This is a genomic window from Curtobacterium sp. MCBD17_008 (genome assembly GCF_003234475.1).
GTDB lineage: Bacteria > Actinomycetota > Actinomycetes > Actinomycetales > Microbacteriaceae > Curtobacterium.
Genome location: NZ_QKTK01000002.1, coordinates 150,785 through 164,006, shown reverse-complemented (window position 1 = coordinate 164,006; position 13,222 = coordinate 150,785). Strand labels below are relative to the sequence as shown.

The 13,222-nt window shown below is 72.6% G+C and carries 12 protein-coding genes; 5 read left to right on the top strand and 7 right to left on the bottom strand.

The genetic code is table 11. The features are described from left to right. Window positions 1-96 precede the first annotated feature (96 nt). The 4 genes from glmU to DEI95_RS02585 form a co-directional block, all read right to left on the bottom strand. Window positions 97-1,524 carry a bifunctional UDP-N-acetylglucosamine diphosphorylase/glucosamine-1-phosphate N-acetyltransferase GlmU gene (gene glmU, locus DEI95_RS02600; protein ID WP_111059298.1) on the bottom strand — a complete coding sequence of 476 codons (1,428 nt, stop codon included), beginning with the start codon at window positions 1,522-1,524 and terminating at the stop codon, window positions 97-99. Between the two features lie 195 nt (window positions 1,525-1,719). Further along, on the bottom strand, window positions 1,720-2,946 hold the full coding sequence (locus DEI95_RS02595) for a zinc-dependent alcohol dehydrogenase (protein WP_110823604.1): 1,227 nt from the start codon (window positions 2,944-2,946) through the stop codon (window positions 1,720-1,722). 114 nt (window positions 2,947-3,060) lie between these two features. Further along, complete coding sequence (locus tag DEI95_RS02590) at window positions 3,061-4,464, bottom strand: MFS transporter (RefSeq protein WP_110890361.1); 1,404 nt, start codon at window positions 4,462-4,464, stop codon at window positions 3,061-3,063. 62 nt (window positions 4,465-4,526) lie between these two features. After that, window positions 4,527-5,513: an AraC family transcriptional regulator gene (locus tag DEI95_RS02585; protein WP_110823602.1), complete on the bottom strand. Its 987-nt coding sequence runs from the start codon at window positions 5,511-5,513 to the stop codon at window positions 4,527-4,529. Between the two features lie 101 nt (window positions 5,514-5,614). On the opposite strand from DEI95_RS02585, the gene DEI95_RS02580 reads away from it, so the two are divergent. Both DEI95_RS02580 and DEI95_RS16580 read left to right on the top strand, forming a co-directional pair. Then, window positions 5,615-6,064: a MarR family winged helix-turn-helix transcriptional regulator gene (locus DEI95_RS02580; protein ID WP_110823601.1), complete on the top strand. Its 450-nt coding sequence runs from the start codon at window positions 5,615-5,617 to the stop codon at window positions 6,062-6,064. A gap of 164 nt (window positions 6,065-6,228) precedes the next feature. Then, window positions 6,229-6,378, top strand: a complete 150-nt coding sequence (locus DEI95_RS16580; protein WP_181419412.1) for a hypothetical protein — start codon at window positions 6,229-6,231, stop codon at window positions 6,376-6,378. Between the two features lie 94 nt (window positions 6,379-6,472). Here DEI95_RS16580 and DEI95_RS02575 read toward each other — a convergent pair whose 3' ends face one another. Genes DEI95_RS02575 through DEI95_RS02565 form a run of 3 tightly spaced genes read right to left on the bottom strand, consistent with a single transcriptional unit; the run spans window position 6,473 to window position 9,608 of the window. Beyond that, window positions 6,473-7,321 (bottom strand): carbohydrate ABC transporter permease, encoded by an 849-nt coding sequence (locus DEI95_RS02575; protein ID WP_110823600.1) that lies wholly within the window; start codon window positions 7,319-7,321, stop codon window positions 6,473-6,475. Next, complete coding sequence (locus tag DEI95_RS02570) at window positions 7,321-8,292, bottom strand: carbohydrate ABC transporter permease (protein ID WP_181436172.1); 972 nt, start codon at window positions 8,290-8,292, stop codon at window positions 7,321-7,323. Before DEI95_RS02570 ends, DEI95_RS02575 begins: the two co-directional genes overlap by 1 nt. Then, window positions 8,289-9,608, bottom strand: coding sequence for an ABC transporter substrate-binding protein (locus tag DEI95_RS02565; RefSeq protein ID WP_110823599.1), 1,320 nt, complete (start codon window positions 9,606-9,608; stop codon window positions 8,289-8,291). Before DEI95_RS02565 ends, DEI95_RS02570 begins: the two co-directional genes overlap by 4 nt. Before the next feature lie 226 nt (window positions 9,609-9,834). Here DEI95_RS02565 and DEI95_RS02560 point away from each other — a divergent pair, with 226 nt between their 5' ends. The 3 genes from DEI95_RS02560 (at window position 9,835) to DEI95_RS16575 (ending at window position 13,135) form a co-directional block, all read left to right on the top strand. Further along, complete coding sequence (locus tag DEI95_RS02560) at window positions 9,835-11,253, top strand: sensor histidine kinase (protein ID WP_111059297.1); 1,419 nt, start codon at window positions 9,835-9,837, stop codon at window positions 11,251-11,253. Beyond that, entirely contained in the window at window positions 11,250-12,125 is an 876-nt protein-coding gene (locus DEI95_RS02555; RefSeq protein ID WP_181436171.1) for a response regulator transcription factor, read from the top strand. Before DEI95_RS02560 ends, DEI95_RS02555 begins: the two co-directional genes overlap by 4 nt. Before the next feature lie 119 nt (window positions 12,126-12,244). Continuing rightward, complete coding sequence (locus tag DEI95_RS16575; RefSeq protein ID WP_181436170.1) at window positions 12,245-13,135, top strand: hypothetical protein; 891 nt, start codon at window positions 12,245-12,247, stop codon at window positions 13,133-13,135. Window positions 13,136-13,222: the final 87 nt, after the last annotated feature.

The following is a 13,222-nucleotide window of genomic DNA, read 5'->3' as shown; positions in this document are numbered from 1 at the left end:
TGACCCCGAGAGGGGGCCGATCTGACCCCGCCGGGGCCGATGTCCTGGGCTCCGATCGGGGCCCACCGCTGACGGCCGCAGGGACCGTCGAAGGTGTCACTCGCCTCGCGCGCGCCGAGCTGCCTCGGCCGCCGGGGTACCGGGTCGGTTCTCCTCGACCCATCCCTCGGTGTTGCGCTGTGGGGCGTAGCTGATCGCGAGCGACCCGGCCGGCACGTCCTTGCGGACAGTCGTGCCTGCACCGGTGTACGCCCCGTCACCAATCCTAACCGGGGCGACGAACACGTTGTGCGACCCGGTGCGGACGTCCGACCCGACGACGGTGCGGTGCTTGTGCACGCCGTCGTAGTTCGCCGTGATGGTGGCCGCGCCGATGTTGGAGTCCTCGCCCACCTCGGTGTCGCCGATGTAGGACAGGTGCGGGACCTTGCTGCCGCGACCGATCACGGCGTTCTTCGTCTCGACGAAGGTACCGATCTTGCCGCGGTCGCCGAGGACCGTGCCCGGCCGCAGGTAGGCGAACGGCCCGACGGAGGCGCCGTCCCCGATGACCGCGAGCGTGGCGTCGACCCGGTTGACGGTGGCGCCGGCTCCGACCTCGGTGTCCCGGAGCGTGGTGCCCGGTCCGACGACGGCGCCGGCCGCGATCGCCGTCGCTCCGAGCAGCTGCGTGCCGGGCAGGAGCTCGGCGTCGGGCTCGATGGACACGTCGAGGTCGATCCACGTCGATGCGGGGTCCTGCACCGTGACGCCGGCGAGCTGGTGCCGACGGACGATCCGCGCGTTCAGCTCCCGTGCCGCATCCGACAGCTGTGCCCGGTCGTTGATCCCGGCCACGAGCCACGGGTCGGTCAGGGTGACGACGTCCACCCGTCCCCTGCGGGCGGCGATGAGCGCGGGCACGTCGGTGATGTACTTCTCGCCCTGTGCGTTCTCCGTCGTCAGCGACGGCAGCACCGCGCGCAGGTGGGTGACGTCGAACGCGTAGATGCCGGCGTTGGTCTCGGTGACGGCACGCTGCTCGTCTGTCGCGTCCTTGTGCTCGACGACACCGGTGAAGGCGCCGGAGGCGTCGCGCAGGATCCGGCCGAGCCCGGTCGGGTCGTCCTGGATGGCGCTGACGAAGGTGACCGCGTTCGACTGGCTCGCGTGCGCCTCGACCAGTCCGCGGAGGCTCTGCGCGTCGAGCAGCGGGACGTCGCCGGAGAGCACCACGACGACGCCGTCGAAGTCGGCCGGGAGCGCGTCGACCGCGACCTCCACCGCCCGACCGGTCCCGGGGACGTCGTCCTGGTCCACGACGAGGGCGTCGGGGGCACGCTCGGTGATCTCCGCCGCGACGCGCTCACGCTCGTGCCGCACGACCACGGCGACGTGCTCGGGCGACAGGGACTCGGCGGTCCGGAGCACGTGGGCGATGAGGGGCAGCCCGGCGAGCCGGTGCAGCACCTTGGGGAGCGAGGACTTCATGCGCGTGCCCTGCCCGGCGGCGAGGACGACGACGGCGATCCGCTGGTCGGTCATGCGTCCCATCCTGGCGCACCGCTCCCCCGGCGTCCGACCGTCGCGGGCATCTGTGCGGAACTCCGCGCCGCAGCACGTCCGTGGAGGAGCCGCCGACGCACCGCGAGCGCCGGGAGGCCCGGCACCGGTCCGCCTGACCGGTGCCGGGCCTCCAGGCCGAGCCGTGGGCGGTCCGCGCGTGCGTGTGGACCGCCGTCAGGCGGACGTGTCCGACAGCTCCACCTTGATCCAGCCCGGCTCGCGACGGTCGAAGGCCTCGTACGCCTCGATCGCGGAACCGATGCCCTCGTGCTCGGTGATGAGCGCGGTCGGGTCGAACTGGCCCGCTGCGACCATGTCGATGAGCGGCGGCGTGACCGAGTGGTGGTCGCAGTTGCCCATCCGGATCGTGAGGTTCTTGTTCATCGCCTCACCGATCGGGTACGACTGCGCGGTCGGCCCGTACACACCGATGATCCCGATCCGGCCGTACTTCGCCACGCACGCGACCGCCCACTGCGCGACCTGCGACGGGCCGTCACCCGGCTTCCACTGCTGCGCCTCGCCGAACCCGTCCGGGGAGGCGTCGGGCGCGACCTGGGCGACCTCGGCGTCGAACGCGGCCGCCTGCTCGTCGGACACCGCTGCCGGGCCCCGCTTCGGGCGCTCGGCGTCGACCCCGACCGCGTCGATGACGGCGTCGGCGCCGATCCCGTTCGTGAGGTCCATGATCGCCTGCACCGGGTCCTCGCGGTTGTAGTCGACGACCTCGCAGTTCTGCGCGAGCGCGGCGGCGAGCCGGGTCTCCTCGCCGTCGACGACGATCACGCGCCCGGCGCCCTGCTTGAACGCGGACGCCGCGGCGAACTGCCCGACGATGCCCGCGCCGAACACCACGACGACGTCGCCGCGGGTGACGCCGGCGAGTTCGGCACCGAACCACCCGGTCGGGAAGATGTCGGAGAGCAGGATGGCCTGCTCGTCGCTCACGTTCTCCGGCAGCGGGTGCATGGTGTTCTGCGCCCACGGGACCCGGACGTACTCGGCCTGCAGACCGTTCACGGGACCGGTCGACTCGGGGCCGCCGAAGAAGCTCGTCCCCGCCTGCGGGCCGTTCGGGTTCGCGACGTCGCACTGCGCGGTCTGTCCCATCCGGCAGTACCGGCACGCGCCGCACGAGATCGTCGAGTTGATCACGACGCGGTCGCCGGCGCTGAAGCCACGGACGGCGTCGCCGACGCTGGTGACGACACCGACGGCCTCGTGACCGAGGATCGTGCCCTCCTGCATCGGGGCCATGGTGCCGCGGACGAAGTGCAGGTCGGTACCGCAGATCGCCGAGCGGGTGATGTGCACGATCGCGTCGTGCGGGTCCTGGATCGTGGGCTCCGGGACCTCGTCGAGCCGGATGTCGCCGATGCCGTGCCAGACAACTGCCTTCATGGGGTTCCTCCTCGTGGGTCGTCGACCCGGACGGTACGCGCGGCGGTCTCGGTGGTCGTCGAGGGCAGCAGGACCCGCGGGCAGGCGGCGGCCGGGAGGCCTTCCCCGCCTCCGTCAGGCGGCGGCGCCCCGGCTGGCGGGCCGGGTCTCGTCGCGCACGAACGCCATGAGCACGAGCCCGGCGACGAGCACCACGACCACCCCGAGGATCCCGTACCGGGTCGACCCGCCGACGGTCACGGCGAGGCCGAACAGCGCCGGCGCGATGAACGAGGCCGCGCGGCCGGTGGTGGCGTAGAGGCCGAACAGCTCTCCTTCACGACCGGGCGTCGCGAGCTTGGCCAGGTACGCCCGGGAGGACGACTGCACCGGCCCGACGAACACGCAGAGCGCGAGACCGAGCACCCAGAACGAGACCTGCGCGGAGCCGGCGAAGAGCACCGCGGTGCCGGTCAGAGCCAGCCCCACGAGCGACACCATGATGAGCGGACGGGACCCGAACCGGTCGTCGAGTCGGCCGGAGAGCACGGTCGAGATGCCCGCGACGACGTTCGCGACGATCGCGAACAGGATGACCTCGGACGGGCTGAAGCCGAAGACCTGGGCGGCGATGATCCCGCCGAACGTGAACACCGCGCCGACGCCGTCGCGGAACACCGCACTCGCGAGCAGGAACGCGAGCACGTTGCGCCGCGTCCGCCAGAGCCGGGCGACGTCCCGCCCGAGGTCCGCGTAGGCGGTCCAGAGCGACCCGCGGCGGCTCGGGTCGGCGGGTGCCTCGGGAACGGCGAGGAAGAGCGGGACCGAGCTGACGGCGAGCCAGACCGCGGCGATCCCGATCGCGACGCGCACGTCCCACTGCCCGCCCGCGACCGTCGCCGGGAGCTGCAGGAGCCCACCGCGGCCGTCCACGCCGAAGTCCTGGATGCAGAGCAGGAGCAGGACGACGAGGAGCACGATCCCGCCGAAGTACCCGGCGGCCCAGCCGATCGCGGAGACCCGGCCGGTCTTCGGTCCGGTGGCGACCTGCCCGAGCATCGCGTTGTACCCGACACAGGCGATCTCGTACGCGACCGTCCCGATGCCGATGAGCGCGGCGCCGAGCACCAGGTACGGCTGCTCCGGGGCGACGAACACCATGCCGACGATCGAGAGGAAGACGCCGACCGTCGCGATGAGCACCGACCGCCTGCGGTGCCCGGACGTGTCGGCCAGCCGCCCGACGGCGGGGGCGACGAGGGCGACCAGGATGCCCGCGACGGTCAACGCCGTCGAGACGACGGCGGCGTTGTGGGCGAGCTCCCGCTCGACGGCGGCGGCTGCTGCACCGGTCGAGTCCTCGGCGGCGACCAGTGCCGGGTCCACGAAGGCCCGGCTCGCCAGGTAGGTGCTGAAGACGAACGTCGTGACGACGGCGTTGAAGGCGGCGGAGCCCCAGTCCCACAGCGCCCAGGACACGAGTGCCCGTCGTCCTGCCGTGGTCGGCGGGGCCGCGGCGGTCGTCGGCGTACCGGTCATGGCGGAACCGTAGCGCGTCCCGGTGTCCTGCCGGGGAACCCGTGCCGCTCCGGGTCAGCAGGTCACCGTCGGAGCGTCTGCTTGGGGTACTCGCCGAACCGCTCCGCGTAGGCCGCGGAGAAGCGTCCGAGGTGCGCGAAGCCCCACCGGGTCGCGACCTCACCGACCGACGCCGTCCGCGGGTCGCGGGCGAGCAGTTCGTCGTGCACGCGGTCGAGCCGTACCTGCCGCAGGTAGGTCAGGGGCGAGACACCGAGGGTCCGGCGGAAGGACTCCTGCACGCTGCGCACGCTCAACCCCGCGACCCGCGCCAGCTCCGCGATGGTGATCGGGTCCTCGGGGTGGGCGTGGACGTACTCGACGGCGGCCCGGAGCTTCGCCTGCCGCGGGTGCAGCAGCTCGGCGGGGAGGCGGTCGAGCTGCGGCGGGACGACCCGGAGGAAGGCGTCGGCCGTCTGCCGCTTCGCCTCGTGCCACACGAGCGAGTCGGTCCCGCCCTCGCGCAGCGCGCGGGAGAGCGCGCCGAGGGAGTCGCGCCAGTGCCGGACGGCCGCGCTCTCGGTCGGTCGCAGGTGGTCGAACCGCAGGTCGCGGGTGCCCACGTCGAACCGTTCCGAGGCGACCTCGCGGACGAACCGACGATCCAGGTGCACGAGCTGCTGGTCGTAGTCGGCGGCCACGAACACGACCTCGCGGTGCGCGGCGAACAGCGTCGGCTGCCCGATGCGGAGCGGGACGCGGTCGCGCAGGGTGTCGGGGACGCCGGAGCCCGACGTGAGCCACCCCATCACCAGCTCGTTGCCCGGGGTGGAGGCGCCGCGGAGGAAGCCGTTCATGGTCGACCGGCGCATCGACACCTCCGAGTCCCCGACGGCCGTGTAGCGGTACGAGTACTCGCCCTCTGTCCGGCGGGACAACCACTGCTTGCCGGCGTAGATGCCGGCGAGGTCGCGGACGGCCGCCTCCGGTTCGGTCCCGGCGACCTCGAACCGGACCGGCGTGACGGACTGCTCGTCGCCCGGACCATCTGAGGACGTCGGCGCGCTCACCGGGTCACCCGACCGGACCGGACGAGACCGCCGTCCGGATAGGGTGAGCCCGAACGCGCGGAGCCGACCCGCGCGCGGCTGCACGTCGAGGAGGCGAGCCCGTGAGTGAACTCGACGTCATGGGCGCCCTGGCCCGGCTCGAGCACTCCTCGATCTCGCTGCGCGACCGTCTGCGCGACCGGACCGGCATCACCGGCACGGACCTGCTGGTCGTGCGGTACGTGTGGCGCGCGAAGACGGCCGGACGGTCGGTCCGCGTGAAGGACCTCAGCGTGCACCTGGGGCTGACGGGCCCCGCGGTGACCGGTCTCGTCGACCGGCTGGCACGGCAGGGTGTCCTGCGACGGGTGCCGAACCCGGAGGACGGTCGGAGCCGCTTCATCGAGCTCACACCCGGTCACGAGGAGGTCTTCGCAGCGGCGCTGGCGAGCACCAACGAGCAGTTGCACGAACTCCTGTCCTCCTTCTCGGAACGCGAGCGTCGACGCCTCGTCCGCATCGTGGACCTGATCGCCGGGGCGCTCGACGACGGGGTGCCACCCGCGTCGTAGTGCAGGGTATGGGCCGGTCGGATCGTCGCCGGGGGGTTTGTCCGCGCAGCGCGGATGGGTCGGCGACCTCCCCGTTCGCCCGGACGTGCTCCCGTCCACCGTCGTACCGTCGGTGACGATCAGGACCCCTCGCAAGGGGGTCATGTCCGACGGGAAGGGACACCATGGGCATGTACGAGTCCGAGCCGGGCGTCGACCCGGTGCGCATCACCACCATCCGCCGTCTGCGCCGCCGCTGGAAGCACGGCGAGCAGCCGACCGACGACCAGGGGTTGTTCGACGACCTCTTCGTCGGCACGACGAAGCAGCGCTGACACACCGTCGTCGACGCGGCAGCGCGTCGCGCTGGCACACGACGGGAGGCCCGTGGCGGGATCGCCACGGGCCTCCCGTCGTGTGTGCGGCCGCTCAGCCCTTCACCGCGCCGGACGTGAGCCCGGAGACGATCGACCGGCGGAACACCAGCACGAGGATGACGATCGGCACCGTCGCCGCCACGCTCGCCGCGAAGATCTGCGCGAACGGCACCGTGAACTGGGTCCCGAACAGCGCGATGCCGACCGGGATCGTCCGCAGCGAGTTCTCGCTGTTGAAGGTGAGCGCCATGAGGAACTCGCTCCACGACGCGGTGAAGGTGAAGACCCCGACGGTGAACAACCCGGGCTTCGCCATCGGCAGGATCACGGAGAGCACCGTCCGCCAGGCACCGGCGCCGTCGATCTCGGAGGCCTCCTCGATCGTCGACGGGATGCCCTGCAGGTAGTTCCGCATGATCCAGATGGCGAACGGCAGGTTGAACGCCACGTACGGCACGATCAGCCCGGGGTACGAGTTGAGCAGTCCCAGGTTCCGTTCGAGCAGGTACAGCGGGGTGAGCACCGCGATCGCCGGGAACACCGACAGCATGAGCAGCGACGTCATGATCGCGGTGCGTCCGCGGATCCACCGGCCGGCGAGCGCGTACCCGGCCAGGAACGCGAGCGCGAGCACGATCACGGTCGTGGACACCGACACGATGATGCTGTTCACCATGTACTGCCCGAGCGCGTTGTCCCGGAAGGCCACGACGAAGTTGTCGAGCGTGAACGACATCGGGAAGGCGGTCGGCGGGGACTGCGCGATCTCGGAGGACGGCTTGAACGACGTCGTCACGAGCCAGTACAGCGGCAACGCGGTGACGACGGCGATGACGACGGCACTGACGTTGACGGTGTTGACCCACCGCCGCCAGCCCTTGCGGATCCGTTGACGGGGCATCAGGCCTCGCCTCCCTTCGCCTGGTTCCGGAAGGCCCGGAGGAAGAGCAGACAGCCGGCGGCCACGATGAGCGCGGTGCTCGTCGCGATCGCCGCTCCCGGCCCGATGTTGATGTCCTGGAAGAGCACCTTGTAGCCCATGATCGCGAGCGACTGGGTGCTCGTCCCGGGGCCGCCGTTCGTCAGCACGAAGGGCAGGTCGAAGACGCCGAACGCCTGCAGGATGCGGAACAGCACCGCGATCGTCAGGGTCGGGGCGAGCTGCGGCAACACCACGCGCCAGAACGTCTGCCAGCCGTTGGCACCGTCGAGCTCCGCGGCCTCGTAGTGGTCCTCGGAGATCTGCACCAGGCCCGCGAGCAGGATGATCGCGACGAACGGCGTCGTCTTCCAGATGTCGGCCACCATGAGTCCGGTGATGGCCGGGACGGGCTCGCCGAGGATCACCGGCGCCTCCCCGAACAGGGCGAAGAACCAGGTCGCCACCCCGTACGTGGAGTCGTAGACGTACTTCCACAGCTGGGCGTTGACGATGGTCACGAGCGACCACGGGACGAGCATGAGCGCGAGCATCCAGCCCCGGGTCGCCCCGAGCCGCTCGAGCACGAGCGCGACGAGCATGCCGAGCACGAGCTCCACGAACACCGTGACGATCGTGTACAGGAACGTGAAGCCGAGCGCCCGGTACCAGTCGGCGCTCTGCACCAGGGCCGCATAGTTGTCGAACCCGAAGCCCTGGATCGCGAAGCCGTCGTAGCCGATCTCGACGTCCGCGAAGCTGAGGACGATCGAGTAGACGACCGGGAAGATCGTCACCGCCGCGACGACCAAGAGGGCCGGGGCGGCGAAGCCCCAGGCGCTCCGGGCACGCAGGCGGTCGAGACGGTTCCGTCCGCTCCGGCGAACGACGGGGTCGGGGCGGGCCGGGCCTCCCGGTCGGGTCGACGTCCGGACGCCGGTCGCGGCGCTCACAGCGCCGCTCCCCGGAGCGCGAGGTCGATGGCGTCGGCCATCGCGCGCGTCCCGCCGTCGACGGTGCGCTGCCCGCCGAGGATGCCGTTGCCGTTCTGGTAGACGCCCTGCGAGACCTTCGGGTAGTAGGCGGTCGAGGTCGGACGCGGCACGAGCGTGATGCCCGCGGCGGTGTCGTACGTCGGGCGCTGCTGCCGCTTCGCGTCCGCGCTGACGAGCGACGCGGACCGGGCCGGCAGGACCCCGCCCTCGCGGGTGAGGAACTGCTGCGCCGTCTCGCTCGACATCCAGCGGGCGAACGTGAGGGCGGCTGCGGGCTGCTGGGTGTGCGGGTTGATGTAGTTCCCCCAACCGCCGATCGTCGAGTGGTGGTCCTCCATCCCGTCGAACGTCGGGCGGGCGGCGAGCCCGACCTTGCCCTGGACGGCGCTGTCCGGGCCGTTCGCGATGCCCCACGCGTACGACCAGTTCCGGAGGAACGCGGCACGACCGCCCGAGAAGGCGTCGTTCGTGTCCTGCTCCTGGTACGTGAGCGTCGCACGCGGGCTCGCGCCGGAGGTGACGAGCGAGCGCATGAACTCGAACGCCCGCCGGGTCTCGGAACTCGTCGTCGTCGCGTTCTCGAGGCCGTCGTCGAGCAGCGAGCCACCGGCGTCGGCGACGAACTCGGTGACGTTGCAGGTCAGGCCCTCGTACACGTCGCCCTGGAACGCGAACCCGTACGAGACGTCCCCGGTGTCGACGAGCTTCGCCGCGGTGTCGCGGACCTCCTCCCACGACCCGGGTACCTGGAAGCCGTGCTTGTCGAGCAGGTCCTTGCGGTACAGGAAGAACGACTCGTCGATGTAGAGCGGGAACATGTAGTACGTGCCGTCGACACTGGCGGCGAGCCGGAGCCCCTCGGGGAACTGCTCGAAGAAGTCCTCCCCCACCAGCGTGTTCACCGGCGTCGCGAGCTTGTTCTTCGCGAACTGCCCGGGCCAGGCGACGTCGCCCAGGTACACGTCCGGCGTCGGCGACCCGGCTGCGATCTGCGTCGTCAGCGACGTCCGGTTCGTGTCGGTGTCGCTCGGGGCGCTGACGATCCGCACGCGGATGTCGGGGTGCTCCTTCTGGAACTCGGCGATCAGTCGCCGTCGGAGGTCCCCACCGTCCTTCGACGCCACCTGCCCGGCCCACCAGCTGATGGTCGCCGGTCCCTCCGGCGGGTCGGTCGGCCAGTCGGCGACCTCGGTCCGCTCGGGGCGCGTGGAGCAGCCGGCCAGCAGCAGCACCCCCGTGCCTCCGAGCAGGAACAGCCTGCGGTCGATGTCCATCCGTCCTCCTCGACGTCCGGTCCGCACCCCCGGCCTCCGTCTGAGCGGGCGCGCGAAGCTGTGAGGCCACTCAACCCCTGACCACCGCACCGCGCCTGGGAGTCCGCCGAGCACGAGGGTCACGCTCCTCCGCTCCGGCCGGTCTCGACGAGCCGGTCTCGTCCGCCCCGCGCGCCGACGCCCGCCGGAGCCGTACCGGACACCGCGCAGCGGTTACGGTGACCGGGTGCGCGGACCACGGACGACGGAGCCAGCGCCCGACGGCGACGCCGAGCGCGCACCGAGGGCCGTCGTCGTCGTGCCCCCTGACCCGCGGCGACGCCCGGTCCGCGCGACCCCGTGGCGTCGGGTCCTGGTGGGCGTCGTGCTCGCGGCGGTGCTCGGCGGTGCCGCGGTCGCCGCTGCCGGGACGCTCGTCTCGCAGCGGACAGCGGAACGCTTCGCCGTCGAGGACGCCACCCGCGACACCGCGGCCGTCGCACGGTCCGTCGTCGAACCCGCGCTCCGCGACGCGATCGTCGACCCGCAGGCCGACACCACCGCACACCGGGAGGCGGTGGAGGCCCTCGACCGGGCCGTGCGCCGTGCCACCGCGGCCAGCGCCGCCGTCCGCGTCAAGCTCTGGGCACCGGACGGGACCGTGCTCTGGTCGGACGAACCCCGGCTCACGGGTGAACGGTTCACGCTGTCCGACGAGGACCTCGAAGCACTCGCCGAGGACCGGTCCGACGCCGAGGTGTCCGACCTGAGCGCACCCGAGAACCGCTACGAGCGGGGGCAGGGGCCGCTCCTCGAGGCGTACCAGGCGGTCCACGTCCCCTCCGGCGACCCGCTGCTGCTCGAGGTCTACTACCCGTACGACGACGTGCTGGCGAGTTCCGCGTCGCTCCGTTCGGCGTTCGCGGCACTCGCGTTCGGCACGGTCGCCGTCGTGATCGGGCTGCTCCTGCCGGTGCTCCTGTGGCTGCTGCTCCGCCTGCGCTCGGGCCAGCGGGACCGCGAACGGCTGCTCGTCCGCGCGCTCGACGCCGAGACCGCCGAGCGCCGACGCATCGCCGCGGACCTGCACGACGGACCGGTCCAGGACGTCGCCGGGCTCGCGTTCTCGCTCGGCGCGGTCGCGCGGGGAGCGACGGGTCCGACCGCCACGGCGCTCGACGCCGCCGCGTCGACCCTCCGCGGAGCGGTGTCCGCCCTGCGCTCGCTGATGTCGGCGGTGCAGCCGGCCGCCCCCGACCGGGACGGGCTCGGTGCCGCGCTCGCCGACGCCACCGCGCGCGCCCACGCCTCCGGCATCGCCACCGTCCTCGACGTGCCGGATCGGGTGGACGCCCCGCCGGCCGCCCTGACCGCGGTCGTGCGGTTCGTGCGGGAGGCAGTGGCCAACACGGTGCGGCACGCCGGGGCCTCGCGGGTCGAGGTCGTCGTCCGACGGCGGGACGGCGACCTGTCGGTCCGCGTGACCGACGACGGGACGGGCTTCGACCCGCTGTCGGTCCTCAGCGCGCGGCGGGAGGGACACCTCGGCACGACGCTGCTCCGGCAGGTGGCCGAGCACTCCGGCGGGTCGCTGCACCTGCGGACCGCGCCGGGTGCCGGCACCACGTGGGAGCTCAGCCTGCCGGCGGAGGCCGACCGGTGGTGAGGGTGCTGCTCGTCGACGACCACGCGCTCGTCCGCAACGGGCTGCGGGCGGTGCTCGACACGACGGCGGACTGCACGGTGGTCGGTGAGGCCGCCACGGGCGAGGCCGCGGTCGACCTGGCGGAGACCCTGCAGCCGGACGTCGTGGTGATGGACCTGTCGATGCCGGGCGCGGGCGGGGTCGCCGCCACGGCCGCGCTGCGGGAGCGCGTGCCCACGGCCCGGGTGCTCGTGCTCACGACGTTCGCCGACGACGCCCGGGTCCGCGCCGCGCTGGCGGCCGGCGCGACCGGCTACCTGCTCAAGGACGCCGACCCCGACGACGTGGTCCGGGCGGTGCAGGCGACGGCGCGGGACGAAGTGCCGATCGACCCGCGGGTGGCCCGGAGCCTCCTGCCCCGCGGGGCCGACCGGCACGCGGATGCCGGCGGTCGCGCGGATGCCGACGGTCACACGGGTCCCGACGGTCACCCGGGTGCCGGCGGTCATGCGGGTGCCGGGGGCGGGAGCGGCGTCCCGGCCGGCACCGGCGACGCGGCCCGATCCCTCGGTGGCAGTCCTGTGCGCGGCGGCGCCGACGGTCCGGTGCGCGGCCGCGCCGACGGTCCTGTGCGCGGCCGCGCCGACGGTCCGGACCGACACGATGCCGGTGGTCCGCTCCGTGGTGCGGCGGACCGGGACGCGCCCGACCTGCCGCCGCGCGAGCGTGACGTGCTGGTCCGCCTGGCCCGTGGCCTGTCGAACCGGCAGATCGCCACCGAGCTCGGGATCGCCGAACGGACCGTGAAGGTGCACGTCGGCAGCGTGTTCCGCCGCATCGGTGTCGCCGACCGGACGAGCGCCGCGCTCTGGGCCCGGGACCACGGCTGGTGACCGCACGCCGACGTCGTCCGGCAGGCGGGTACTAGTACCAAGGTCCGATGGTGCCGTCGCGCTGCAGCGGCGACGATCGTGCCGAGGGGACGAACCGCCCCGAGCACAGGAGGCACACCATGGACACCACGACCACCCACCGCGGCCGCACCGCGGGTCGCCGCACGGTCGGCATCGCCGCCACCGTCGTCGCCGCCGCGGTCGCCGCAGTCGCCCTCGTCGGGGTCGCCCCGGCGCAGGCGTCCGGCAAGACCTCGACCGGCGGGGACTACGCCGTCACCGTGAACGGCACCACGACGAACCCCGCGGTCGGCAAGGACTTCAAGCTCCGTGACACCGCGGTGTCCGGCACGATCGCCGTGCGCGGCAAGCACAACGGCTTCGACATCCGGGTCGCCGACCTCGGCGTCCACGACTACACGCTCACCGGCGCACCGGACACGCAGCGGATGGTGACGAAGCCGACCGTCGTGTTCGCGTCGAAGGTCCCGACGCTGACGCCCGCCCAGCTCGACGGCACGCGGCTGTCGTCCCTCGAGGTGCGGGACGACACCCTGGTCGCGATCTTCAGCACCGCAGCCGGCAAGTACAAGATCCAGGCCAAGGACGGCGCCCAGGGCGGGATCTTCCAGATGGAGACGGAGTTCGCCGGCCCGGTCGAGTTCACGCACACGCTCGGCGCCGGCCTGTTCTACTTCGTCAACCCGTACACGGGCAAGGTCAACTTCGGCGACGGCACCGCGGCGGTGGCCTCGGGCAGCGGCGCGCACCAGATGCTCCTCGGCAAGGACAGCCCGCAGGTCGCGACGAAGACCTCGCAGACGGCCACGACCACGACCTGGACCGTGCAGCCGGGTGGACGCATGGGCGGGGTGCTCGGCGAGGACGCCGTCGAACTGAGCGCGGGTGCGACGAACTGCACGAGCGACTGCCAGGCACAGAACCAGATCCGCGGCTCCCTGCCGGTGCCGCCGGACCCGGTCGACCCGACGCCGATCGCGTCGCGCTGACGGCCGGACGGCCGGACAGGCAGACGGGAGGCCCGGTACCAGCTGGTACCGGGCCTCCCGTCTGCCTGTAGCCCGTCGCGCGCCGCG